The following is a 23,610-nucleotide window of genomic DNA, read 5'->3' as shown; positions in this document are numbered from 1 at the left end:
AGAAACTTCAATCAACGTTCGTATGTAGTAAGAGTTTGGCTTTGCGTGTACTCATGCAAACCCTCAATGCCGGCTCGCCTTCCGCTGCCACTCTGCTTGAGTCCTCCGTATGGAGCCTTTCGATTGACGCTGTTGGTGCCATGCGTGTTCACAAAAACAGTACCCGCCTCAATGCGGGCAGCGATAGCCAAAGCCTTCTCGATATCCCTACTCCAGACTGATCCTCCAAGTCCAAATATGGTGGCATTCGCGCTGGCTACAGCAGCGTCGACAGTTTTGAATCGAATGATTGGGATTACAGGACAGAACTGCTCCTCTAATACCAGCCTGGAAGTTTCGGCCACATCTGTAACCACGGTGGGCTGTATGAAGTAGCCATGCTCAAATGAATCAGGATCGTTGATTCGACCCAGTCTCATGACTTTTCCTCCGTGCAACTCAGCATCGGCAATGATTTCAAGAGCCCTTTCGAAACCAGCCCTGGTATGTAGAGGCCCCATTGAGACAGCTGGAACGAGCCCATCTCCGACGACAATTCGTTCAACAGCTTTTCCAAACGCTTCGACAAACTGGTCGTGGATCGATTCCGCCACATAGATGCGTTTTATGGCCATGCAAACCTGTCCGGACATCCGGAACACAATCGTCGCCATGCGCTGCATGGACTCATCACTAAGGTCAGCATCTTCCAAAACGATTGCCGGATCATTACCGCCAAGCTCAGCAGTAACGCTTTTGATCGTTTGCGCTGCGTTGGCAATGATCTTTCTTGCGGAGGGAATGCTTCCGGTGAAGCCAATCTTGCTTACATCCGGATGAGTTGTTAGCGCATCCCCTATTTCGCCCGGCAAACCTGTCACCACATTCAGCAACCCATCTGGCAGTTCGGCCGCGATAGCCTCAGCCGTCCGTATAAGCGCAAGCGGGCAGCTTTCGGGTGCTTTGAGAACAACCGAATTTCCCGTGAGGAGTGCCGGAATAATCTGCATGCACGCCAAGGAGACGGGCGCATTCCACGGCCCAATGGAAACGACAACGCCAAACGGAACCCGGCGGACAAATGTGCGGCCGTCAGGCGATGCCATTTCATTGGCCGCGTCCAACTCAGGGGCCAGCTCCAACGTGAAACGTGCCCTAGCGGCCACATCTGATAGCTCGCGCTTGGCTTCCGCAAAAGTCTTCCCATTCTCACGAACGAAAATCTTAGCTCGCTCATCGATATCCTCACCGAGCTTGTCCAGAGCACGCGACAGCGCTTCCGCACGTTGAACGAAGGTTTTTGCAGCCCAGCCAGGCTGGGCCGCCTTGGCTGCAGCAACGGCGTTATCAACATCAGCGGGCGTTCCGCGAACGATGGTCCCAACAACTTCTTCGGTACGGGCGGGGTTTCGCACCTCTAATCGGCTGGTACTGTCAACTCTTGAGCCGCCAATAAGCATTTGAGCGTGCACTTGGCCCGCACTCACTGCCACATCTGTGTTCATTGATATGTCTCCAAGCCTTTCGAGAGGCCCGTTATGAATAAGCTGTCTCTGGAAGTCTCGAACTTACAGAGTGATGTTGATGTTTTTGGATTGAGTATTGAAGAGCAGTTCTTCAATTGATTCATCACGTCCAATGCCAGATTGCTTGTATCCACCAAAGCCGGCACCAATGAAATGGGAACTTGTGTTGTTGACCCAAACCACACCGGATTCGATACGACTTGCCGCTTTATGAGCGGTGGCCAAGTCGCGCGTAAACACCGCCCCAGTCAAACCGTAATCGACGGCATTAACCTGCTGGAACATGGTTTCTTCGTCGGACCACTTGATCACCGAGAGCACTGGTCCGAAGATTTCCTCCATTGCAATGCGCATGTTCGCTTTGACATTGGTAAACACCGTGGGCTCAACGAAGTAGCCATTTTTGAGCTCCGGTGCATCGGCGCGCTTTCCACCGCAAGCTAAGGTTGCGCCTTCGCTGATTCCGAGGTCGATGTACTTCAACACCTTATTGAGTTGCGCCTGGGAAATAATGGCGCCCATCGTCGTTTTGACGTCGGTGGGAATACCAGGGCGATAAACCTTGATCTTCTCGAGAATGCCTGCCATCACCTCGTCATGTATGGACTCATGCAGGAACAACCGGGAAGTTGATCCGCAAGATTGTCCATTCCACGTAAAGTTCATACCCTTAACGGCGCCGGTGCTTGCCCGATCCAGATCTGCATCTGGATAAACAATGCAAGCATTCTTGCCGCCAAGCTCAAGCGACACATGCTTCAGGCGCTCCGATGCAGCTCGCATGACCGCGCGACCAGTTTCCACACTTCCAACCAGGCCAATGACCGGAACACCCGGATGACTTGCCAAAGCAGAACCACACTCCACACCGCCAGTGAGCACGTTGAATACGCCAGGCGGGAATATTCCGTCAATCAACTCCATGAAGCGATAAGCTGATACAGGTGCCTGAACAGGCGGTTTCATGATTACTGAGTTTCCGGCAGCCAGTGGAGCAGCACTTTTCGCGCCGAGGAACAGCAGGGGGTGGTTATACGCAACAATGCGCGCCACAACGCCATAAGGCTCTCTGACAGACAGGTTCACGACGCCTTCGCCCATCGGTATCGTCTCGCCCTTGACCTCAGTGACTAAACCGGCAAAGAAATCGAAGTTGGCTGCCGCAAATTCAACATCACGAATCATTTCTGCAACTGGACCACCGCCATTGGTCGCATCCAACATAGCCAGCTCGTACGCGTTTGCACGAAGGACGGTGGCAACTTTTCGCATGAGCACAGCCCTGTCCAGAGGCTTCATCTTCTTCCAGATAGCGAAACCCGCTTTCGCGGCCTTGACTGCGTCGTCTACGTCCTCGGCATTTGCCTCAGCACATCCGCAAAGCACCTCACCAGTAGAGGGATTAATGGTTTCGGAGTAACCACCCTTCGGCTTGTGCCATGCTCCGCCGTAATAGAGATCTCGGTGCTGAGGTAGCGCAACGGCGGCACCCTGGGCCAGAATTGCAGAGTTTTTCGATATCCCGTCAGCCTTCTGAGGCGCAGAGTCCAGAGTAGTCGTCATTCAGTTCTCCTTTAATGTGTTTCAAAGCGCCAGAAACAATAAGAGTGCAGAACTCGATTGGAGGTCCTGCAGGGTGTGGCGCACGAAACAGATCTTAGGAACGTGATGACCTAGAGTCCAATGGATATCGTGGATGTGCAGTATGGACAGAATCGCTTCACATACCACCGGCTGCAATAACCGGCTTACTTTATGTCAGCACTTCGGTTCGCGTAAGTAGCAGCGAACACGTTACGGAACCATATATTTGCTGGATCCCGATGCACCTGGTCATGCCACTGCATGTTCAGGTCAATTGCTGGCAGGTCAAAGGGAAGCGGAAGCACTTTGACTGCAGACATTGCAGTCATGGAATCGGCAAGCCGTGAGGGGGCAGTCAGCACCAAATCAGTCTTGGCAACTGCGGTGACCAGCCCACTAAAGTAAGGAACACTAAGCGCCACCCGCCGCCTCGCAGCACGCCCCTCAAATCGGCTTTCGAGCAGTTTGTCTAAGGATGCGTGAATTGCAGCCGGCGGCCGGTAGCTGATATGGGCCGCGTCGAAATACTGCTTCCGGGTTATGGAGTCTCCGATAGTTGGATGCGATTTACTGACTACGCACGTCCAATGCTCTGAATCCAACGACTGACGATGGTAGTCAGGTCCTAGATCAGGAATAAAACCTACCGCCAGATCAAGCTCACCATCAGCCAATGCCTTCTTGGTTTCTCTCATAGGCAAAGCAACATTGGACAAATTTACGTTGGGCGCTTCTTTTCTAAGCATCGCCACAAAGTCAGGCAGCAGCGTTATCTGAGCGATATCACTGACCAAGATACGAAAAGTGTGGCTTGAAGTCTTCGGGTCAAACTGATCGTCCCGCTCCAGCACCGAGCGCAGCCGCTCCAACACGCCGCTGATCTCATCTGACATACCCAATGCCAGAGCTGAAGGCTGCATTCCTGTCGGTGTCCGCAAAAAGAGGGGGTCCCCGAAAGCTTCCCGCAAGCGCTGTAGGCAGTTGCTTGTCGCCGATTGAGACAACCCGACCCTCTCCCCGGCCAAAGTAACGCTCCGCGTTCGCATAACCGCATCAAAGATAAGAAGCAAATTTAAATCCAGCTGATTGAGATTCACGGCATTTCCAATACAAAAATCAGCGCAATTGACGCCGAAGCACACGTTTAATCGTATCTAAAAGACATCGTAAGGACCAACTACTTCCGGCGTACCGAGCATCAAGGACGTCCATAGGGTCTATCCAGAAAATCCATTCGCTTCCCACGGTATCCATTCATAAAATTCTTAATCGAGACATTCGGTTTGAGGTTCCTGTCTACAGATTGGGCCGTTCGAGACTGGGGTTGCGCGAGACGGAATTGGATGCTGATACCGCATTGAATTTCTACTCGTTTTTATAAGCGTTATTAGAAGGAGACAATATGAAAACCATTCTGCGCGGGATGTTGATCACCGCTGCCATTTCAATTCTGCCTGGACTGAGTACGGCGCAGGAATGGAAGCCAACCAAACCCGTAACAATCGTTGTGCCAGTCGCCCCTGGTTCCAGCAATGACATGATCGCCCGGATCATGGCTGAACGGATGACCAGCACGCTCGGTCAGCCCGTACTTGTTGAAAACCGCCCAGGCGCAGCAGGAATGCTGGGCGCCGCACAGGTTGTGCGCTCCGAACCCGACGGACATACGCTCTTGATCGCTCCCAGCAATATCTATATCGTTCCTCATTTCCCGGCCATCGGTACCAGCGTAAAGCTCAATCCGCTTAAAGACCTGACACCGGTCATAAACGCCGGAACGTCACCATTGCTGATCGTTGCACATCCTTCAATCAACGTGAAAACGCCGAGGGAGCTGATTACTTATCTGAGAAACAATGCCCCCGTCAGCTACGCCACATCAGGTGCCGGCTCCCCGATGCACATTGCGGGCGAAATGCTTCAACGCTCTACTGGCATCAAGATGACCCATATCCCTTACAAGGGAGTTATGCCCGGCGTGAATGCAGTCCTTAGTGCAGAAGTTCCCATTGGTTTCACAGCCCTTGCCGGTGCTGCGCCGTTCATCGCCGCTGGAAAATTGGTACCTATTGCGCTGATCGAGAAGCAGCGCTCTTACCTCCTGCCGATGGTTCCCACTTTGACTGAGTCTGGCATCGCGGGTGTTGAAGTCTCTACTTACTTTCAGATTCTGGCACCAGGCCGCACCCCAGCACCAATTATTCAGCGCTTCAACAAAGAGATGAACACCGTCCTCATAACTCCAGATGTGAAAGAGAAGCTTCGCAATAGCGGCGTCCAGTTGATGGGCGGCTCATCTGCCGATGCAGCAAAGTTGGCCCGCGAAACATACGCAAAGTATGGTGCCGTAGTCAAGGACTTGAAGATCGTTGGTGAATAAATCTCCTGAACCGATATTGGCCGCCTTCGGGCGGCTTTTTTTTGAACCTTGGGGGGTGTTGTCAGGGATTTTTACCAGATATAAGTCAATCCCTAGCGGAAACAGCCTTACAAGCTGCCCGAGTGTTATCTCAGCTTGATAGAGTCAACCCCGCGCTTGCCGCTTTGAGGTCGAACCTTAATCGATTCTTCTCTTTCACCTGAACGGAAACGTATCGCAAGGTCTTCTGGTTGAAAATCTACGCCAATTGGATTGATCGCGAAGGCTTGACTGAAGAAGAACTCTCCCGCCTCCTCTACCGTATCGTAGTTATCAATTTGCAGCTCGACTTGGTTACCGTCTGGGTCTGCGTAGTACATGGAAGTTGTCGGTCCGTGATTTACACACCAAACAGGAACAATATCAATTTCACGAAGACGCTCATAAGTCAAGACCAGGTCGCTCAACGATGCATAGGTAAACGCCATGTGATGAACACCACTTATCCCCGCCGGCTGTTCCATCAATCCCGGCACGTTGATCACCGCAACTCGATGGTGTTCTTCGTCGTAAGACAAAAAAGCGAGTCCTCCGTCTGAAAACGCAATCTTTGCGCCTAGTACCTTGACGTACCAATCCACGAGCTTGTCAAACTTCGATGTTCGGAGGACTACGTGCGCCAGTTTCGCTGGGGAAACTATCGCTTTGATTGAGGTGGTCACTGTTGATGTGTCGCGACCAAGGACTTTACTCATGAATACTTTCCTCAGAATTGGGTACACGGACGTTTATGCGTGAAGACCTTCCAGTGACCATTGCAAAGACATCCAATTCGGAAGACTTTGGCCACTTATTTCCCACCCATGCAATATGTTGATCAGGGCGTATCAAGGTAAGCCTGTGTTCATAAAGACAGTTGACAGCAGGATTGTCCAGACGAAGCACCGAAAACGGCACACCTTGCCGCTCTGCGTGGAGAACGGCCGCATCGATGTCCCCGTGATCTTCTGCGGGACGCACAAGTAAAGTAAACCCGCGTCCAAAATGGTCGAACAGTGAACTGCCATCGTGAAGCCAGGCATGCGGTGCTCTGGCGCCAGGCATGGAGCTCGGAATGTAGTTTAGGAAATCGCGAGGAGGCGCGTCTCTATCGAGGAGTTTTTGCACCACGGGTGAGTCAAGGTATCTGTCGCCAAGTATGGTCCCCAGGGTATAAAACTCGGAAAGTTTCTCGGCATTAATGCGTTGGCCGACACGGTTGCGTACGAGTTCACCGTCTTCGGACTCATCTTCCAGTCCGCATTCAAACAAGGCCGCCCCGACTTTGGAGTGATTTTGGGAAGCTTCCTTAAGAACATGCATATGAACGGGTCGACGTTCGAGTTCATAACTCTGCAGCAGAGCCGCCCCACCCCAGCCGCGGAGTACGGCTGCCAGTTTCCAGCCAAGATCTACAGCGTCGGCAATGCCCATGTTCATGCCAAAACCGCCATAAGGCGGGTGTAGATGGCAGGCATCTCCCGCGAGGAAAACCCGCTGCGCGCGATATTTATCAGCGACGGCGCGATGGGCCGTCCATTCGTCCACGCTGATCACTTCAAAAGGAAGATCTATTCCTGTAGCTCTGCGAATCAAATCTCCTGCATTTTCCTTGGTCACTTTCACATCAGGCGCCAATCCAGTCGGCATAAAAAACCACAGGTCCCCTGCGTCCATGGGGCCTATGTGGCTCGGTACTTCACCATTAATTTGCCAATACATAATTGCTTGGCCATGCGAGTGAGCGGCCGCCAGTCCGGGCGCTCTAAAGACAACGTTGTAATTCCGGGATAGCCCGAAAGCACCCTCCAGGCGTGAGCCAATCAGGTCACGCACCACACTGCTTGCGCCATCGCACCCGACAATGTATTGCGTCTCAACTTCGCTTGTCAGACCAGTTCTGAGATCCACAAGAGTTACGGCGACGCCGCTGTCATTCTGGGTAAAACTCTGCAATTCGCAAGCACTTCTGGCTTGGACACACTCGATCGTTTCAATATGCTCCCGCATGACTCTTTCGACGGTGTACTGAGGCGTCCACTGAGCGTGCTCCGAATACATCGGATTTCGTCCTGGCGCGCAATAAAGAGCATTGTTGAAACGTGTCAGCAAATGCCCCGACATTCGCGTGGTAAACGCGATGCTGGATGGATAGTCAATGCCCAAGGGGGCGGCCGCACGCAGCGCTTCACTGATACCCCAACGTCGGAAATGCTCACATGTGCGAACGTTCACGGTCTTGGCACGCGGTGCCGCGCCAGCTCTGGGATTTTTGTCGATGAGCAGGCAGTTCACGCCACGCTGCCCCAGCTCGATTGCGAGAGCCAGTCCGACAGGCCCTGCACCAACGATCAGGACTTCCGGTTTTCCTCGGGATCGTGTTGCTTCTTTTTCCATATTTTTGCTAGTCAGCGCTTGCCCCGGTGCGTTTGACTACGTCTGCGTAAAAAACGGTTTCGCTTGCAATGAGCGCCGAAATTGCCGACGGCGTCAGCACGTAGGGCTCAAATCCAAATCCGTTGAGCTTTTCTGCAACTGAAGGCTGCTTGAGAGCTTCATTGATATCGCGGTTTAAGGTTGCCACCGCGGATGCGGGTGTTCCCCGAGGTGCCATAATAGCTACCCACCCGCGAACCACCAGAGGTTTTGCTCCGCCTGCTTCTTCAAATGTTGGAACGGCAGGCGCGGCGTCCAGGCGCTTTGTATCGGCCACAGCGATGAGACGCAGCTTGCCGGCCTTTAGCAACGGTCCGGCACTTGCCAAGCTGGCCATCGCCCAGTCCACCTCACCAGTTGAAACGGCTAAGTAAAGCTGGGAAATTTCCTTGTAAGGAACGTGGAGCATTTTGGTCCCCGTGGCGGTTTCGACCAAGGCACCGCCAAGATGCAACGGGCCGCCCACAGCATTGGAGCCGTAAGTCACCTTCCCCGGCGCTACCACCGCCGCAGCAGCTAGATCCTTGATGTTTCGGATGGCACTGTTCGCACCCACAACAATAAAAAAAGGATTGCGGTAAAACGCACCTACGGGTACGAAATCTGTTTTTGGGTCGTACGGAAGGTTCCTGAACAGTGACGGGTTGACCGCCAAATGGCCAGCATCGGCAACAACCAGGTCATATCCTGTCGGTGCAGCCTGCTTGCCGGCGCCCAATGCAAGAAATCCATTTGCTCCAGGGCGGGGGTCGATAATCACAGGCTGCTTCCAGGTCGCTGCGAGGCGCTCGCCAACAATTCGCGCGACAACATCGGGACCGCTCCCGGCAGGAAACGGCGAGATCAATCTCACCTGCTGCGACGGAAAGTTTTGGGCATGGGCGTTGAATGCAATCAGCCCCATAACAGCCAGAAATCCCGCTGGAATAATTCTCAAAATCTGCGATCTCATTTTTGTCTCCTTTTTTAATTCGGGCCTTGCCCTGATCTCATTCAACCTGTCACGCAATCGCTTTGCATCCCTCCGCAAGAATTGATCCTTGGGCCAAGAACGCGTCATATTGCTTTTGAACGAATTCCTTGAAGGTTGTTGGCTGGCGATTGAGTAGCCATGTCAACACATTCGGATTTCCAATAAAGTCATTGCTACTGTAGCGCGCAGTAATTGCTCTAAGTACTTTCAGTTGGTGCTGCGACTTCTCGGATTCAGCAGTTCCAAACAAGGCGCGATGATATTTGTCCGCGTCGATTTCCTCGACTGGTATTGGCCTTCCCATGACAGAGGAAATAATCTCGCCCAATTCATAGGCGGTATATCTCCCTCGCCCAACGAGTTCGTATGTGGCTCCCGCATGAAGCTCACTATGAGTCAGAACGGAAAAAGCGACGTCCGTGAGATCTCCAATGTCTACCAGCGATTGCCGGCGACCCAGTGACCAGGACAACCTAAAAACACCTTCCAGGAAAACCGGCCGCATCTTGATAGGCAGCATGAAGTTGGATGGCTGGAGGATCGTGAATTCCAGGCCAGAAGAAAGTAAATGCTCTTCAACATCTCGCTTTATTTCATGCTGTACAAGCGCGGTTGTAATTGCGTGTAGAACCGAGCTGAATACAAAGTGCTTGACACCTGCCTCGCGTGCAGCATCGATCACCGCGCATCCCATCTCACGCTCTTTAGGATGGGCTGTGGGGCCAATGTGATACACCTTCTCGACACCCATCATGGCTTTCCGTAACACCGCAGGATCCATGAGATCTCCCACAACGATATCCGTCAAACCCATCTTTTGCAGTGCGAGACCCGAGGCCTCCGACTGCACTGCTCCACGAACGTCCAATCCCGCGCGAAGCAATTTCGGAATCAACAACTTGCCTTGATTTCCATTTGCAGCAGTCACCAACAGCATCCCATTTCCCCTTAATAAGATCTTTGCGGGGCATTCTCAGGAAATGAAAATTAGCCCAGTTTTAACCAGATTGGCTGAATAGTAGGGAGTGGCCATTGATATTGAAAGATGATAAAGTTTTTGCATTGATACGGAATTGGTATCACGTCAAGGCAGCAAATGAAACTGAGCGCATTGCAGAATTTGATAACTGTCGTTGAGCGCGGCAGCATTCGGGCAGCCGCACGCCATCTGGATGTGGCTCAGCCTGTGATCACCCGAAGCATTCAGGATCTTGAACGAGAGCTCAAGGTAGTTCTCTTCGAAAGAGGCAAAAAGGGCGTGGTACTTACGCCTCTCGGAAAAATCTTCCTGCGTCGCGTGACGATGGCGACTGGAGAGCTACGAAGGGCTCAGGAGGAGCTGGACCAACTCCGTGGGGAAACAAGCGGAAATCTCGTCATTGGACTGTCAATGATCACGCAAATCACTTTGATGCCCAGCGCGTTAAGGCAATTTCGGCTCCGCTATCCGGAAGTATCACTGGATGTCATTGACACAGTATTTCCTGGAATTGAGTCTTCATTAAAGGAAGGTACTACCGACTTTTACGTTGGGCCCGTGGTAGAAAATGTTCCTTCAGAACTTGAGGTTGAACAAATTTTTTCAACACAGCGTGTGATTTTTTGCCGAAAAGGACATCCCCTTGCGCACGCGAAATCTCTTAGCGATCTAGTAGATGCAGAGTGGATCACTGCATCAGTGACCACCAAGGCACAGGACGAAATTGGCCCCCTGTTTACGCAGCACGGTTTGCCACCGCCCAAGCTTGTCATGCAGGCGCATTCTGGGTTGACTTACATGACAGCACTAGCTAACTCAGACCTGTTAATCATGCTCCCCGAGATGTGGAACCGCCTACCAATTTGGAGCAGTATGTTTCAGGCTATTGAGGTGAGCGAAGCCTTGCCTGAACGACCGATATGCATCGTACAGCGGACCGGACTACCGTTAATTCCTGCGGCAGAGTACTTTTGCGATATGTTTAGGCGAGCCGCCGGCAACTTCAATTCGGCGTAGCGCGTAGCACGCGATCCCGCGGACGGCACTTTTACAGTGCCGAGTGCCGCGCAAGAAAAGCCGCCCTGGATTGGTTGATTGCGGATTGATGCTCTTCCGCCCAGATCCACACACCGCAGAATGCAGCGCCCAAACTCAGTCCGAGAGGTGTCAGCTGATATTCAACTTTAGGTGGCACCACCGGATATACAGTCCGCGAGACCAAGCCATCTGCCTCCATTTGCCGCACCGTTTTTGTCAGGACTTTTTGACTTATATCGCCTACCAGTTCTCCCAAGCGAGTAAATCGAAGACAGCCATGCTCATGCAATGTTTCTATAACGAGCATTGTCCATTTATCCGCCACCCGGCTGATGATTTCCCGGACCAGAGTTTCGAGTTCGGGGTCGCGAGCGGCGTAAGCCACAGAAGATCCCTTACCAAGCGTATCAGTCGGCACGCGCCCGGGCGAACGGGATACCGAAGAGATTGAAGATACATTCATCATTTTCTTACTTTCTCAATGGGTAGTATGGCACCTTTGGGCGCCTACTTTCCAAAGGTTAGTGAAAATTATAGGATATGGCCATGCCATTACCGCCACCCACCAACAGCGTTCTGAACGTCAGAACTCCGCTAGCCCCCGCACTTAGACAATTACTGGAGCAGCAGCGACCGCCCGTACTTACGATTCAGAGTGATGCACAGAGAATTGCGGGGATTCGAGAAATGATGATGACCGCGCTAAAAAATCGCGAACATATCAACGGGTTACCAAACTCGGTCCAGGCAGAGCGGATACAAATTCGACCGGATCTCAGCGCACGCCTTTACATCCCCGAATCGCAGAGTTCAAAAAGGTCACTTATGGTCTACCTACATGGAGGCGGATGGGTAGCTGGCTCAGTCGAAACGTTAGACCCCTTCTGCCGCTTGTTTGCTCATGCCAGCGGCGTGATGATGCTATCGGTCGACTATCGTCTGGCACCGGAGAGTCCCTATCCCGCAGCGTTGAATGATGCACTTGACGCTGTGCGTTGGGCAACTTTACATGGGGCCGCCTTTGGGGCCGACGCATCCCGGCTGTGCGTGGGCGGAGATAGCGCAGGTGGAAATTTGGCTGCCGTAGCAGCCAACCTATTGTGCGCAGAGACGGGGGCGTCCAACCTCAAAGCAGTCATGCTCTTGTGCCCTGTCACAGATCATCCGAATGCTGACCCAAACACACCCTACGTTTCTTATTTTGAAAATGCTATTGGGTTAGGCTTGGAGGCCAACACCATGCGATGGTTTTGGTCACAGTACGCCCAGCAGATCAATCCAGCGGATCCAAAGATCTCCCCACTGCGCACAAAACATTTCCCTAATCTCCCACCTACCTTGATCACTACTTCCGAATACGACGTTCTTCGCGATGAAGGCATGGCGTATGCAAAAAAGTTGAGCGCTGCAGGAATCAAAGTTACGCATATGCACGCGCACGACATGAACCACAACACCACGGCAAGTCCCGGAACGGTAGCGCGTTTCGCGCAATGTGATGCCCAACTTCATGAAATTGCGCAGTGGCTGCGCCGCACCTTATCAGCTGTCGAATCTTCAGAACCGTAAAAATGATGCCATTTATTCACAGCACAGATACTTTGGAGGTCCAAATTTATGGGCCTTTATGGCCGAAATAAACCAGTTTGGATAGCACATGGATCGCCTGACTTCTATGCGAGTTTTTCAGAAAGTTATCGAACACGAGGGCTTTGCGGCGGCCGCGAGAGTCCTCGAGATGTCACCCGCAAGTGTCACCCGGTTAGTTTCAGACCTGGAACAGCACCTAGGCGCGCGACTCATGAACCGCACTACTCGCAAGTTGGTTCTGACTGACGCAGGACACACGTATCTTCAACGAGTGCATCACATTTTGAGCGATATCGAAGGAGCTGAGGCAACGGTGAGTCAGCATGCAGAGGAACTACAAGGTACCGTAAACGTGGTGGCATCACCCCTGATAGCCCATCACTTCGCAGCGAACCAAATAAATGCGTGGTGCGCAAAATACCCAAAAGTAACCCTCAACCTCGACATAGAGCCTTTTCCGCAGAAGCGGATTGAGGATTTTGATGCGGCCTTTATTTCAATCAGCGAGGGATCGAATGCTGATGTCGTCGCGCGTCTAATCGCGAAGACCAACTACATACTCTGCGCAAGTCCAAGCTACTTGGCCCGAATGGGTATACCCGATCAACCAAATGATCTCGTCAAACATCATTACTTGCGCTTCTTGGACAGAGGGCATCCGGGCGTGGCGTCGCCGAACATCGGTCTAACTCACATTGATCGAAAGTCGGAAGAAGTAGAAGCTCCCATACAGGTTGTTTTTCAGACTGCGAGCTATGAGTGTCTATTTGCTGCCGCCGCAGACGGAGCTGGAATCGCTGCATTACCAAGCTTTCCCGCCCGGAAGTACTTTGAAACGGGAAAGCTCGTGCATCTGCTTCCGCGTTGGGTATTCGGGCGCTATGAGCTGTATGTCGCACTACCGAGTCGAAAATATATACCGGCCCGCACACGCGCGTTTATTGACTTTGCGGTTGAGTCTTATGCTCCGATGCATACCGACCCGACCACAAAAACAAGCTGCCACTGAAGCTGGCATCGTTTTGCAAACGAGTGGCGATCACGTGAATGAGAACTCCATCAGATTCAGGATAGTCAAAGCTAATTTAGTTCTGTGGCAAGCCTGACTTTGACTGTGACATCGACAGTTGTCGGTATTAGGGGATTGCCTATATGGGGAGGCCGCTGGAGCTGGTCAGCATGCTGGATCTTGGCTAGGATTCCAACCATGAATTGCGGGGCCACTACATGGACATCAAGCTGCTGAAGATTTTCGAAGCGATATTTAGAACCGGCAACCTGTCCAGGGTCGCCGACGAGTTTGACTGCAGTCAGCCCGCTATCAGCATCGCCTTAGGACGGCTGAGGGAACACTTTGGAGATCCGCTCTTTGTGCGGACCAGCTCGGGCATGCAGGCAACGCCCTATGCACTGTCGGTAATGCCCATGGTGAGCGACGCCCTGAAGCTACTGGTGTTTGCCACTTCCAACAACCTCAAATTCAACCCTGCCGAATCACAACGCGAGTTCAGAATTGCACTCACCGACACCGGACAGGTCGTTTTCATCCCCCGGTTGCTGGCAGCCATTAAGAAGGTTGCACCCGGTGTGACTGTGCGCGTGTCAACTATTTCGGAAAAGACCGAAGCCGAGCTTGAATCTGGAAGTGTTGACATTGCGCTCGGCGTCATGCTCACATCGCTTTCCGGAATGTGCCAGCAGCGATTGTTCAAGGAAACTTTTGCCTGTCTGGTGAGCAACGAGCACCCGCGCATCGGCAAGACAGTCGACCGCGAGCAATTCCTCAACGAAGCGCATGTGTCGATTTACTCCTCGGGCTCCGGACAGGCAATGATCGAGGAATACCTTTCCAGCATTCATGCCGCACGAAAAGTAACTTTGCACCTGCCCAACTTTATGAGCCTGCCTTCGCTCATAACCAATACCGACCTGGTCGCCACGCTTCCGCGTAGGCCGGCAGAGATCATGGCAAAGGGCGGCGCGCTAAGGCTGGTTGAGCCCCTGATTAGTTTTCCGACCTATGTGATTAGACAGTTGTGGCACGAACGGTACGCGCGCGACCCAGGCAATATCTGGCTGCGTTCCATGATATTTGGCCTCGAGCTCAGCAAAGAAGATCTACCGGAAATAAACAGATCAAAATAAGAGTTGCTTATAGCGTATATGGCCGAAGTGCCATGGTCGGGAGCGCGGCCTCAACCTATATTTCACAGCGTCTGTTTCGCCTCCAAGGCATGGATGCCGCGCACGAACCCAAGGCATGAGTTGAAGGCCTAGTAATCCGGCCTTCCCGTTCAGTCCCAAACTCCTGCCGGCAAAAGCCTTGGCGCGTTAGCGCGATGCTCGTTGAGCTTTTACCTGAAAGTGACACGCGTGCCCAGTCAGCGAGAGGTCGGCTAAACGGCGCCTTCACAAACCTAGAAAATTGGAGACAAACCATGTATTTCGTACATTGCAGGCTGCTTTCGGCACTTATCGCATCAGTCGCGATGACTCTCAGTGCGCACGCAGACACCTATCCGTCTAAGCCGGTGCGCATCGTCGTGCCATTCCCCCCCGGAGGAAGCACCGACACCCTCGCGCGGCAGATTGCCGCAGGCCTGCAACAAATGTGGGGGCAAGGTGTGGTCGTGGACAACCGGCCGGGTGCCTCGGGCAACATCGGCTCAACTGAGGTAGTACGGGCAGCCGCTGACGGTTACACGCTGCTGGCACAGAACCCGACCATGATCGGCAATTTGGCAGTAATGGGCAAGTTGCCCTACGATCCGATGAAAGACTTGGCACCCATCTTGTACCTAGGAGATACGCCTATGGTGCTTGTGGCCCACCCCAGTTCCAACATCAGCAACGTGAAAGAACTGGTGGCTGCCGCAAAAGCCAAGCCCGGTGGGCTAAATTACGGCTCCTGTGGTATCGGCACCCCCATGCATTTTGCGATGGAACTCCTCAAGGACCAGACTGGCGTGGATGCTACGCACGTAAGTTACAAAGGCTGCGCACCCGCCTTGGTTGACGTACTGGGTGGCCAGGTTCCACTGGCCATTGTCACAGCTAACCTGGTGGTGCCGCACATCAGAAGCGGAAAACTCAAGGCGGTGGGAATCGCTTCTGCACAGCGCTACGCGCAGTTGCCCGACCTGCAGACCTTTGAAGAGCAAGGGGCAAAGGGGGTGGAGATGTCCAACTGGAACGCGCTCATGGGCCCGGCAAAACTGCCACCTGAAATCGTTGCCAAGCTGGCCGCTGACATTACAAAGGTTCTGGCCGACGCTGCACTTATGGCCAGTGTGGCAAAGACAGGAGTCGTTCTGCGCCCAGCACCCGCCAATGTGTTGGCAAATGTGCTGCGCTCAGATTCGGCCAAATACACCAAGCTGGCTAAAGACCACCAGATCAAAGCTGAGTGATGGTGACTTGTCGTTACTCAAGGAGAAGTATTTGAACCGGCTTTCGCTCACCATGGCTCTTGGTTCCTACGATCACATGCGCGATGTAACGGATGGCAGCGTACCGATAGAAGGTGTGTCTTTGCGCTCGCTCAACCTGCCGATCGAGGAGATTTTCTTTCGCTTCACGCAGTCACGCGATTGGGATATTTCAGAAATATCGATGGGCCAGTACATGTCGCTCAAATCACAAGGTGACGACGGCATTATTGCCCTTCCGTCCTTTGTATCTAGGGCGTTTCGGCATTCGATGTTTTATATTCGCTCCGGCAGTGCCATCAAGCGTCCGGAGGATTTGCAGGGCAAACGGGTCGGCGTGCCCGAATGGGGACAGACGGCCTGCATCTATGGTCGCGGCTGGCTGAGTGATTACGTTGGCGTGGATCTCAAGCGCATCGAGTGGGTTCAGGCTGGTGTGAACGAGCCTGGTCGCAGGGACAAGGTCAAACTTGTCCTGCCCGAAGGCTTGCGCTATAGCAACGCGCCCACGAAGTCGCTCAATGACATGCTGCTGAATGGCGAGATTGATGCAGTTATGTCGGCTCGTGCGCCACATGCTTTCGGCAAGGGCATCGAGCGCCTAATGCCGGACTACCAAGCGCTGGAAGAGCAGTACTTCAAGGACACTCGTATCTACCCAATCATGCATGGCCTGGTAATCAAAACCGATGTGCTGGACCAGCATCCTTGGGTGGCAATGAACCTCTATAAGGCCTTGCAAACGGCGAAGAAACGTTCCTTTGAGCGTATGAGCGACATCACCGCCAGCCACGCTCCGCTAGCCTGGCTGGCCGAATACACCCAGCGTATGAAGAACCTTTTCGGCGAGGACTTCTTCCCGTACGGCCTTGGCCCTGATGAAGGCGGAAGGATCAATCACACCACTCTCAAGGCCTTCTGCAAGTTCGGGCTCGACCAAGGGGTGTGCCACCGCCCAATGGAGGTGGAAGAACTCTTCCCGAAAAACCTCCTCAGTTCAGTCAAGGTCTAAGCATCTCCATTTCTCTATCTATCGCAACTGCATTTCAAAACAATCAAAGAAAACTGAATCACCATGAGCAAACGAGTCGTCAAAGCCAACACCGATGGCGAAAAACAGCAATTGGGTAATGTCACGGTCACACACCATTTTGTGGAAGCGCCGGGTGCCGTGATACCGATACGCTGGCACTATGTCGAAGCTGGAAAAAAGGATGCAGAAACCATTGTTTTCCTGCACGGTAACCCCGAAAGCTGGTACGCATGGCGACCGCAGATTGAGCACTTTTCCAGCAACTTTCACATCATTGCCCCTGACCACAAGGGTTATGGTCAGGGCGACAAGCGCCCGGGCGACTGGCGCTGGGAAAACTGTGCGGAAGAGATGCTGGCCCTCTTCGACAAGATTGGCTTGAAGCGCTTTCACATTGTCGCGCACGATCGCGGTTGTGTGCTGGCAGACTACCTCTCGGGCAACCACCCCGAGCGAGTGATGAGCTATGTCCGGATGCAGCAGGTTTGCCATATCTGGCGTGCCGAGAACTCGCCACAGGGCACTTATTTTGCCGATCCCATACTCGGCCCCAACCTGTTCGCCAACCCAGACTATTACTTCAACTACCGGTTGCTGAAGATGTTACGTAACCCAGTGGCCCCCGAGGTGCTTGAACACCTAAAGGATGAAATGAGCCACCCGGGCATGCCCGAGTCGGTCATCAGGTTTTACCAGGCCTCGTCTTTCGAGAAAGAACGGCTGGACCGGACCAGTCGCCTGCTCCGAAACATGCGCTTTCCCGTGCTGCTCCTCCAGGGAGATATGGACGACGGGCAGCCAACCTACTATTACGACGACCCGGTCAATCCGGCGGTTGCGCAGTTCCCTGATGCGCGCCTGGAGTGGGTCACAGGTGCTGGTCACTACACCAACCTTGAAAAACCTGAAGTGGTGACAGAAAAGGTTGAAGCCTTCCTCAAAAGCATCACTGCCTGAGCGCGTCATGTGCCTTTGCCGCAGTTCCCACCACCGGGATGTTGTGGATTGGGGGCGCGTCGCTGTGTACCGAGGACGAAGTCAAGATCCTGAGCGGCAAGCCAAAAATTATTGACGATGTACTTACGTCGAAGGAAAAAAATGAGAACTCCAACCTGGCTGTTGCTGGCTGCGGTGACTGCCTCAATCAGTTTGCCTTTCAGTTCACCGGTGATTACCGCGGCGGGGGCTCAAAACCGCTACCCGTCGCAGCCCATCCACATCATCTTGCCGAATCCGCCAGGTGGCTATTACGACCGGGTGACCCGCGTGCTTGGTGCCTACATCAGCCAAGCATTGGGGCAACCCGTCGTGGTTGAAAACAAAACCGGCGGCAGCGGCACTATCGGTGCCATCCAGGTCGCACGTTCGTCCCCTAACGGCTACACCCTGATCGTTGGATCAAGCGGCACTTTCGGCATTGCGCCTGCCATGAAGACAAAGTTGCCTTATGACCCTGTAAAAGACTTTGCACCGATTGCGCTGACCACCACATTGCCCAGCCTCCTGCTGGTGCGCAGCAACTCGCCGTACAAGACAGCAGGTGAGTTGGTCGCAGCCACCCAGGGAAAGTCTATGCCCACGCTATACGCCAGCAATGGAATAGGCTCGTCCTCTCATCTCACAATGGAGCTATTTCGCATGGCGTCAGGAGCCAGCCTGGCCAGCGTGCCTTATGCCGGAAGTGCGCCGGCCATGATTGCGCTGGCCAATGGCGAGATCGAAGTGGCGTTCGGCAATGTGCAGGACGCACTGCCCTTTATCAAGGGAGGCCGAGTCAGGGCCCTTGGTGTTGCCGGCGCATCGCGCCTGGACGTCATGCCTGACGTACCCACTCTGGCTGAAGCCGGCTACCCCAAGGTGCTAGCGTCGAGCTGGCTTGGGTTTTCTGCTCCGGCCGGCACCTCACCAACGATCATCAATCAATTGAATGCCGTGATTAATAAAGCACTACTCGATCCCGAAGTAAGGAAGAAGCTGGATCCTTCAGGGGAAGTTGAGATTCTTGGTGGTACTTCCGTTCAATATCGGGAATTCCTGAATGCTGAAATTGCCCGCTGGAACTCTGTAGTAAGAGCGGGAAACATCCAAAAGAATTAACCTTCGCTAAACACGGCTAACCGGGTCGAAATCGTAGAAGCGACTGCGAGGGTACTTAAACGAACCCGGACAGGATTAGGGAACCTATGAGCTTTACGGAACTGACGCCCTTTTATGTGAAGCAGCGTCAATGATGAGTCTCACGTGGAACCGCCCGATACCGCGGTAAAGGAATCGCCAGAATCCTATCTGGCGCATGCGAGAGAACAGGCATTTGTTGAATGCTGCTGAAATCTGACCCGTTAAGAGCAGGAATTTCCATCGAAACCTGATCCACGTAGGCCCTACCCTGCTAGTTTTCAAAAGCAGGGGAACTCAGGAGTGATAGACGTGGCGACTTTGAATGTCATCAGGCGCTGGGCACTGCGAGAGCAGATGTCCATCCGCGAAATTGCAAGGCGTACAGGCCTCGCACGCAACACAGTAAAGAAGTACCTCAGATCCGAGGAGAGCGAGCCCAGATACGCCAGGCGTGTCAGCTCAAGCAAGCTCGATCCCTATGCCGAGAAGCTGGCCGGATGGCTGGTAACCGAGGCAACAAAATCGCGCAAACAGCGGCGCACTTTAAGACAGATCCACACACCCATCGGTGTCATATTCTTGAAACCGGAAATGACAGTTACCGGTTCAAGAACAGTTCTGCAAAACCCCAGCCAAAGAAGGAGAAGATCAGTAAATCAGATACCCGGTGAGCACCTTGTGCTCACAATAAAGTGTGGGTCAGGATTTGATGGAAGTATGGGGTCAGGCTTCAGCAGAATTGAACAGATCACCGTTTTCTTTTCCATCTTTGGTTCTTTTCATCCTGCCAGGTGGAATCGTCCAGAGTGCGTCGCCCAAATTCATCTCACCCCATTCGCCGCCACGCAGTTCAATTGGACGTTGAAAGAGCATCGGCGCTAATTGCAGCGCAGCCCGCACAATTGGACCTCCGCGATATGCGTCAATAGCACGCAGCAATTCACCGAACTTGGCTGGATCAGTTATCGCACCGAAATGAGTCCCTCTATAAGGCGTCAAAGCCTCCTTTAAGCCTTCCGTGATGTCCCGATCAGCCCTAGCAGTCGCAATCGCGTATCGCCACACCTGGCGAGCCAACATAAGCACGCGGTCTGCAGTTTCGATGGCTCCACGTGCCTCGACCTTCCGGAGCGTCGCAAGCAGTTCAACTGGCTCGATCTCCCTCATACGCCGACTGCCGATCCAAGGAAAAAGATCGCGTTCAAACTGACGCAGAGCCCGATCAGCATGCCCTTGACTCCATTGAGGCGCTTGCCTCCCGAACCACTCCAAAGCCACTTCCTTGAAAGTATCACCTGAAGGATTCAATGCTTTCAACCGTTCCAGTCGACGTGCTTGAATAGGATTTACACCTAACGACTTCTGGAGCTTCACCCTGTCCCTGGCTCTGCGAGCATCAGCGAGCCCCACCTCCGGGTAACTTCCCAAAGCCATGCGCCCTTCTTTGCCGCCCGCGTACAGCTTCCAGAACCAACGCTTTGATCCTGCAGGACTTACCTCAAGGTACAAACCACTTGAGTCAGTGAACCGAGAACGCTTCTTGTCGGGAGGACAAATAGCGTTTTTGCAATGCTTGTCGGTCAGCATGGGAAAACTTCATAAAGGTGGGGCATTTTCAGAGGGGAACCGGGGAACAACTTTGAATTCTACGGCATTTTTATGACTTGTTCCCCGGTTTGTTCCCCGGTTATGAGTTGGCTGTCGTCAAATTTCAATGGAGCGCATTGGACGAAGTAAAAGCAATTCTCCAATGAAAAAGGACGTTTACTGAACTTCAGTAAACGTCCTTGGACACTATGGTGGTGGAGCTGGGGGGATTTGAACCCCCGTCCGCAAGCCTTGTTCGGGCAGATCTACATGTTTAGCGGTCTGATCTGAGTCTCGCCACCTGTGTCGCGCAGTCGCACGCTACACAGGACGCCAGCACCCTATTTTCTTGCCCCGGGTTAAGGTACCCAGCCCGGAGCCAGCCGATGAAATTATCTTTACAGCCGGGAGCATTCAGCTTGCGCCAAACACCCCTTGCCCAGCCCATCGGCCTGCTGTTGTAAAGCTCACTGGCAATTAAGCAGCGAGTGCGAAACGTTCGTCGTTTGCAGTTAGTTTGTTTGAATCAGTTTTACGAGCACACTCAGCTCGACATGCACCACACCGCGTCCGAACCCACGTCGAAACCAATGCAGCCCCAGGCAGGTAGTTTAAGGCATTCGCAATAAATTCAAGAGGGCCATAGGTGAAGAGATCACCGCATCGGCTTGCCAGGCTGCTGCATCGGGGGCCGCACCAAGGTAGCCATAGGCTGCGGCGACCGTGGGCATGCCTGCAGCCCTGCCCGCCACGATGTCGCGTTCGTCGTCGCCCACATACACACACCGCCCGGGCTCAACGCCGATCCTTCGGGCAGCTTCAAGCAGGGGTTCGGGGTGCGGCTTGGCATGTGGCGTGGTGTCACCGCTCACAATGGCTTGCGCGCTTGCAAAAAGGGGCATGGCAGCGGTGAGCGGCAATGTAAAGCGCTGTGATTTATTGGTCACCACGCCCCATTTGAAGCCGGCGCCTGCCAGTTGCCCAATCAGGCCGTCGACACCCTCAAAGGCGTAGGTGCGTTCGGTCATGCAGGCTTCGTAGTTGGCGAAAAACTCTTCCCTGAGGGCTTCAAACCCGGCGTCCTGCGGTGTCAGGCCAAAGGCGATGCCGATCATGCCCCGGGCGCCTGCACCGGCCATGGGACGGTAAAGATCCAGCGGATAGGAATCCAGACCCCGGTCAATGCGCATTTTGTCCGCGGCTGCGCCCAGGTCGGGCGCGCTGTCGATCAGGGTACCGTCAAGGTCAAACAGAATCGCTTCAATATCTTTAAACATCTTGTGGCTGTTGCGATCAGGTGCGCGTTGTAGCTAGCATGTAGTTGACGCTGGTGTCGGCATCAAGCCAGTAGTGACGCGTCAGCGGGTTGTATTGCATGCCGCGGGTTTGTTCCAGGGTCAGACCGTTGGCCCGGCAGTGGACTGCGAGCTCGCTGGGCTTGAGCAACCTGGCGTATTCATGCGTACCGCGCGGCAGCAGGTTCAGGACATATTCCGCGCCCACTATCGCAAAAAGAAAAGCTTTCGGGTTGCGGTTAATGGTGGAAAAGAACACATGACCACCCGGTTTGACCAGGGTTGCGCAGGCCTTGACGATGGACGAGGCGTCAGGAACGTGTTCGAGCATCTCCATGCATGTCACCACATCGAAATTGCCCGGTCGCTCGGCAGCCAGAGCTTCGGCGCTGATTTCCTGGTAGCTGACACCTTCAGTCTGGGCTTCCAAGGCATGAAGTTGCGCCACTTTCAGGGACTTGGTCGCGAGATCAATGCCCAGAACTTCAGCACCCTTGCGGGCCATGGCATCCGCCAGAATTCCCCCGCCGCAGCCTACATCCAGGACCCGTTTGCCGGCCAGCGGCACCAATCCGTCAATCCAGCCCAGGCGCAAGGGATTGATCTGGTGCAAAGGCCGGAATTCGCTTTCAGGGTCCCACCAGCGATGGGCAAGGTCTGAAAATTTGGCGAGTTCGGCGGGATCGACGTTGTCGGTAATAGGCATGAGGCAATTATCGTTGAGGCATAAAAAAACCGCGCCGTAGCGCGGTTTTTTGAAGAATCCGTAAGGATTACTTGTTGGCGCGGGTACCAACCACTTCGATTTCCACGCGACGGTTCTTGGCGCGGCCTTCGGCGGTCTTGTTGTCAGCAACTGGCTGTTTCTCGCCCTTGCCTTCAGTGTAGACGCGGTTTTTCTCGATGCCCTTGGACACCAGATATGCCTTCACAGCTTCAGAGCGGCGGACAGACAGCTTCTGGTTGTAGGAGTCGCTACCAACGGAGTCGGTGTGACCAACAGCGATGATGACTTCCAGGTTGATGTCCTTGATCTTGCCGACCAGGTCATCCAGCTTGGCTTTGCCTTCTGGTTTGATAACCGACTTGTCGAAGTCGAAGAATGCATCAGCAGCGTAGGTGACTTTGGAAGCCACGGTTGCTGGAGCAGGAGCGGGCGCAGGAGCGGGCGCAGGAGCAGGAGCGGCAGCGCGAGGAGCAACAGGAGCCACAGGAGCAATGGCACCATCGCAGCCTGGAGCTGCAGTAGCAGGCGTCCAGTTGGCATCACGCCAGCAATATTCGTTCGTGCCGTTTTTCCAGACGTATTCGCCGGTACCGTTTTTCCAGTTGTCAATTGTTTGTGCACCAGCGGCGGTAGCAAGCGCTGCGGAAGCAAACAACATTGCCACTTTGTTGAGTTTCTTCATGGTTCTCCTCTAGAGAAAAGCCGCAGACTGGCTGCGATTAATAAGTTACACGCCGTGAATGACCATCACTCAAAGCGTTACAGATATTGTGCCACAGCCTATTGAAGCCACAAGCCCACAATCGCGTTCGTCCGACACAGACATGAGAATCTCTGGAGTTTGTTGCTCCCGAGCCACAACCAGGGCACCCAGGACTCAGGCCTTAAAATCCATTGTTGCTGCCCAAGCACAACGCGA

Annotated in this window: 21 protein-coding genes, 1 other RNA gene and 2 pseudogenes; 11 read left to right on the top strand and 13 right to left on the bottom strand. The window is 53.6% G+C overall.

Annotated elements, in window-relative coordinates; all coding sequences use genetic code 11:
* Positions 1–11 precede the first annotated feature (11 nt).
* The 3 genes from HYX42_RS09780 to HYX42_RS09770 form a co-directional block, all read right to left on the bottom strand.
* Entirely contained in the window at positions 12–1,484 is a 1,473-nt protein-coding gene (locus HYX42_RS09780; protein ID WP_293402298.1) for an aldehyde dehydrogenase family protein, read from the bottom strand.
* 63 nt (positions 1,485–1,547) lie between these two features.
* Complete coding sequence (locus tag HYX42_RS09775) at positions 1,548–3,068, bottom strand: aldehyde dehydrogenase family protein (protein ID WP_293402296.1); 1,521 nt, start codon at positions 3,066–3,068, stop codon at positions 1,548–1,550.
* A gap of 185 nt (positions 3,069–3,253) precedes the next feature.
* The gene (locus tag HYX42_RS09770; protein ID WP_293402293.1) at positions 3,254–4,186 is read right to left on the bottom strand and encodes a LysR family transcriptional regulator; all 933 of its coding nucleotides are present in this window, start codon (positions 4,184–4,186) and stop codon (positions 3,254–3,256) included.
* Positions 4,187–4,491: 305 nt separating this feature from the next.
* Between HYX42_RS09770 and HYX42_RS09765 the strand changes: the two genes are divergently transcribed.
* Complete coding sequence (locus HYX42_RS09765) at positions 4,492–5,469, top strand: tripartite tricarboxylate transporter substrate-binding protein (protein ID WP_293402291.1); 978 nt, start codon at positions 4,492–4,494, stop codon at positions 5,467–5,469.
* Positions 5,470–5,594: 125 nt separating this feature from the next.
* Here HYX42_RS09765 and HYX42_RS09760 read toward each other — a convergent pair whose 3' ends face one another.
* From HYX42_RS09760 to HYX42_RS09745, 4 genes are read right to left on the bottom strand one after another with little or no spacing between them, the layout of a single operon-like run.
* Positions 5,595–6,203: a VOC family protein gene (locus HYX42_RS09760; protein WP_293402289.1), complete on the bottom strand. Its 609-nt coding sequence runs from the start codon at positions 6,201–6,203 to the stop codon at positions 5,595–5,597.
* The gene (locus tag HYX42_RS09755) at positions 6,196–7,884 is read right to left on the bottom strand and encodes an FAD-dependent monooxygenase (protein ID WP_293402287.1); all 1,689 of its coding nucleotides are present in this window, start codon (positions 7,882–7,884) and stop codon (positions 6,196–6,198) included. Before HYX42_RS09755 ends, HYX42_RS09760 begins: the two co-directional genes overlap by 8 nt.
* A 7-nt stretch (positions 7,885–7,891) precedes the next feature.
* Positions 7,892–8,875, bottom strand: coding sequence for a tripartite tricarboxylate transporter substrate binding protein (locus tag HYX42_RS09750; protein WP_293402285.1), 984 nt, complete (start codon positions 8,873–8,875; stop codon positions 7,892–7,894).
* Positions 8,876–8,924: 49 nt separating this feature from the next.
* On the bottom strand, positions 8,925–9,833 hold the full coding sequence (locus HYX42_RS09745) for an SDR family oxidoreductase (protein ID WP_293402283.1): 909 nt from the start codon (positions 9,831–9,833) through the stop codon (positions 8,925–8,927).
* A gap of 159 nt (positions 9,834–9,992) precedes the next feature.
* On the opposite strand from HYX42_RS09745, the gene HYX42_RS09740 reads away from it, so the two are divergent.
* On the top strand, positions 9,993–10,892 hold the full coding sequence (locus tag HYX42_RS09740) for a LysR substrate-binding domain-containing protein (protein ID WP_293402281.1): 900 nt from the start codon (positions 9,993–9,995) through the stop codon (positions 10,890–10,892).
* Between the two features lie 31 nt (positions 10,893–10,923).
* Here the strand turns inward: HYX42_RS09740 and HYX42_RS09735 are convergent, their stop codons facing one another.
* A complete protein-coding gene (locus HYX42_RS09735) occupies positions 10,924–11,379 on the bottom strand; it encodes a helix-turn-helix domain-containing protein (RefSeq protein WP_293402279.1) in 456 nt (151 codons plus the stop codon).
* 221 nt (positions 11,380–11,600) lie between these two features.
* Here HYX42_RS09735 and HYX42_RS09730 point away from each other — a divergent pair, with 221 nt between their 5' ends.
* From HYX42_RS09730 to HYX42_RS09690, 9 genes and pseudogenes are all read left to right on the top strand, one after another.
* Positions 11,601–12,482, top strand: a complete 882-nt coding sequence (locus HYX42_RS09730) for an alpha/beta hydrolase (RefSeq protein ID WP_293402277.1) — start codon at positions 11,601–11,603, stop codon at positions 12,480–12,482.
* Between the two features lie 88 nt (positions 12,483–12,570).
* Positions 12,571–13,512 (top strand): LysR family transcriptional regulator, encoded by a 942-nt coding sequence (locus HYX42_RS09725; protein WP_366931144.1) that lies wholly within the window; start codon positions 12,571–12,573, stop codon positions 13,510–13,512.
* A 218-nt stretch (positions 13,513–13,730) separates the two neighbouring features.
* Positions 13,731–14,648: a LysR family transcriptional regulator gene (locus HYX42_RS09720; RefSeq protein ID WP_293402275.1), complete on the top strand. Its 918-nt coding sequence runs from the start codon at positions 13,731–13,733 to the stop codon at positions 14,646–14,648.
* Between the two features lie 293 nt (positions 14,649–14,941).
* Positions 14,942–15,913: a tripartite tricarboxylate transporter substrate binding protein gene (locus HYX42_RS09715; protein WP_293402273.1), complete on the top strand. Its 972-nt coding sequence runs from the start codon at positions 14,942–14,944 to the stop codon at positions 15,911–15,913.
* 31 nt (positions 15,914–15,944) lie between these two features.
* Positions 15,945–16,943 carry a 4,5-dihydroxyphthalate decarboxylase gene (locus HYX42_RS09710; RefSeq protein WP_293402271.1) on the top strand — a complete coding sequence of 333 codons (999 nt, stop codon included), beginning with the start codon at positions 15,945–15,947 and terminating at the stop codon, positions 16,941–16,943.
* Between the two features lie 63 nt (positions 16,944–17,006).
* Positions 17,007–17,921: an alpha/beta hydrolase gene (locus tag HYX42_RS09705; RefSeq protein WP_293402269.1), complete on the top strand. Its 915-nt coding sequence runs from the start codon at positions 17,007–17,009 to the stop codon at positions 17,919–17,921.
* A 141-nt stretch (positions 17,922–18,062) separates the two neighbouring features.
* Positions 18,063–19,061, top strand: coding sequence for a tripartite tricarboxylate transporter substrate binding protein (locus HYX42_RS09700; RefSeq protein WP_293402267.1), 999 nt, complete (start codon positions 18,063–18,065; stop codon positions 19,059–19,061).
* A gap of 321 nt (positions 19,062–19,382) precedes the next feature.
* Positions 19,383–19,640: pseudogene (locus HYX42_RS09695) on the top strand (helix-turn-helix domain-containing protein); the annotation flags it as partial.
* Between the two features lie 2 nt (positions 19,641–19,642).
* A pseudogene (locus tag HYX42_RS09690) lies at positions 19,643–19,753 on the top strand (ATP-binding protein); the annotation flags it as partial.
* A 52-nt stretch (positions 19,754–19,805) separates the two neighbouring features.
* Here HYX42_RS09690 and HYX42_RS09685 read toward each other — a convergent pair.
* From HYX42_RS09685 to ompA, 5 genes are all read right to left on the bottom strand, one after another.
* The gene (locus tag HYX42_RS09685; protein WP_293402265.1) at positions 19,806–20,669 is read right to left on the bottom strand and encodes an integrase arm-type DNA-binding domain-containing protein; all 864 of its coding nucleotides are present in this window, start codon (positions 20,667–20,669) and stop codon (positions 19,806–19,808) included.
* Positions 20,670–20,882: 213 nt separating this feature from the next.
* Positions 20,883–21,269: a transfer-messenger RNA gene (ssrA, locus tag HYX42_RS09680) on the bottom strand.
* Positions 21,270–21,280: 11 nt separating this feature from the next.
* Complete coding sequence (locus HYX42_RS09675; protein ID WP_293402263.1) at positions 21,281–21,946, bottom strand: HAD-IA family hydrolase; 666 nt, start codon at positions 21,944–21,946, stop codon at positions 21,281–21,283.
* A 16-nt stretch (positions 21,947–21,962) separates the two neighbouring features.
* Positions 21,963–22,670, bottom strand: coding sequence for a bifunctional 2-polyprenyl-6-hydroxyphenol methylase/3-demethylubiquinol 3-O-methyltransferase UbiG (gene ubiG, locus HYX42_RS09670; protein WP_293402261.1), 708 nt, complete (start codon positions 22,668–22,670; stop codon positions 21,963–21,965).
* A gap of 67 nt (positions 22,671–22,737) precedes the next feature.
* Positions 22,738–23,373 (bottom strand): outer membrane protein OmpA, encoded by a 636-nt coding sequence (ompA, locus tag HYX42_RS09665; RefSeq protein WP_293402259.1) that lies wholly within the window; start codon positions 23,371–23,373, stop codon positions 22,738–22,740.
* Positions 23,374–23,610 lie beyond the last annotated feature (237 nt).

Source organism: Polaromonas sp. (genome assembly GCF_016185115.1).
GTDB lineage: Bacteria > Pseudomonadota > Gammaproteobacteria > Burkholderiales > Burkholderiaceae_C > Polaromonas.
Note: the sequence above shows the minus strand (reverse complement) of the source record. Positions and strands in the feature narration are given on the sequence as shown.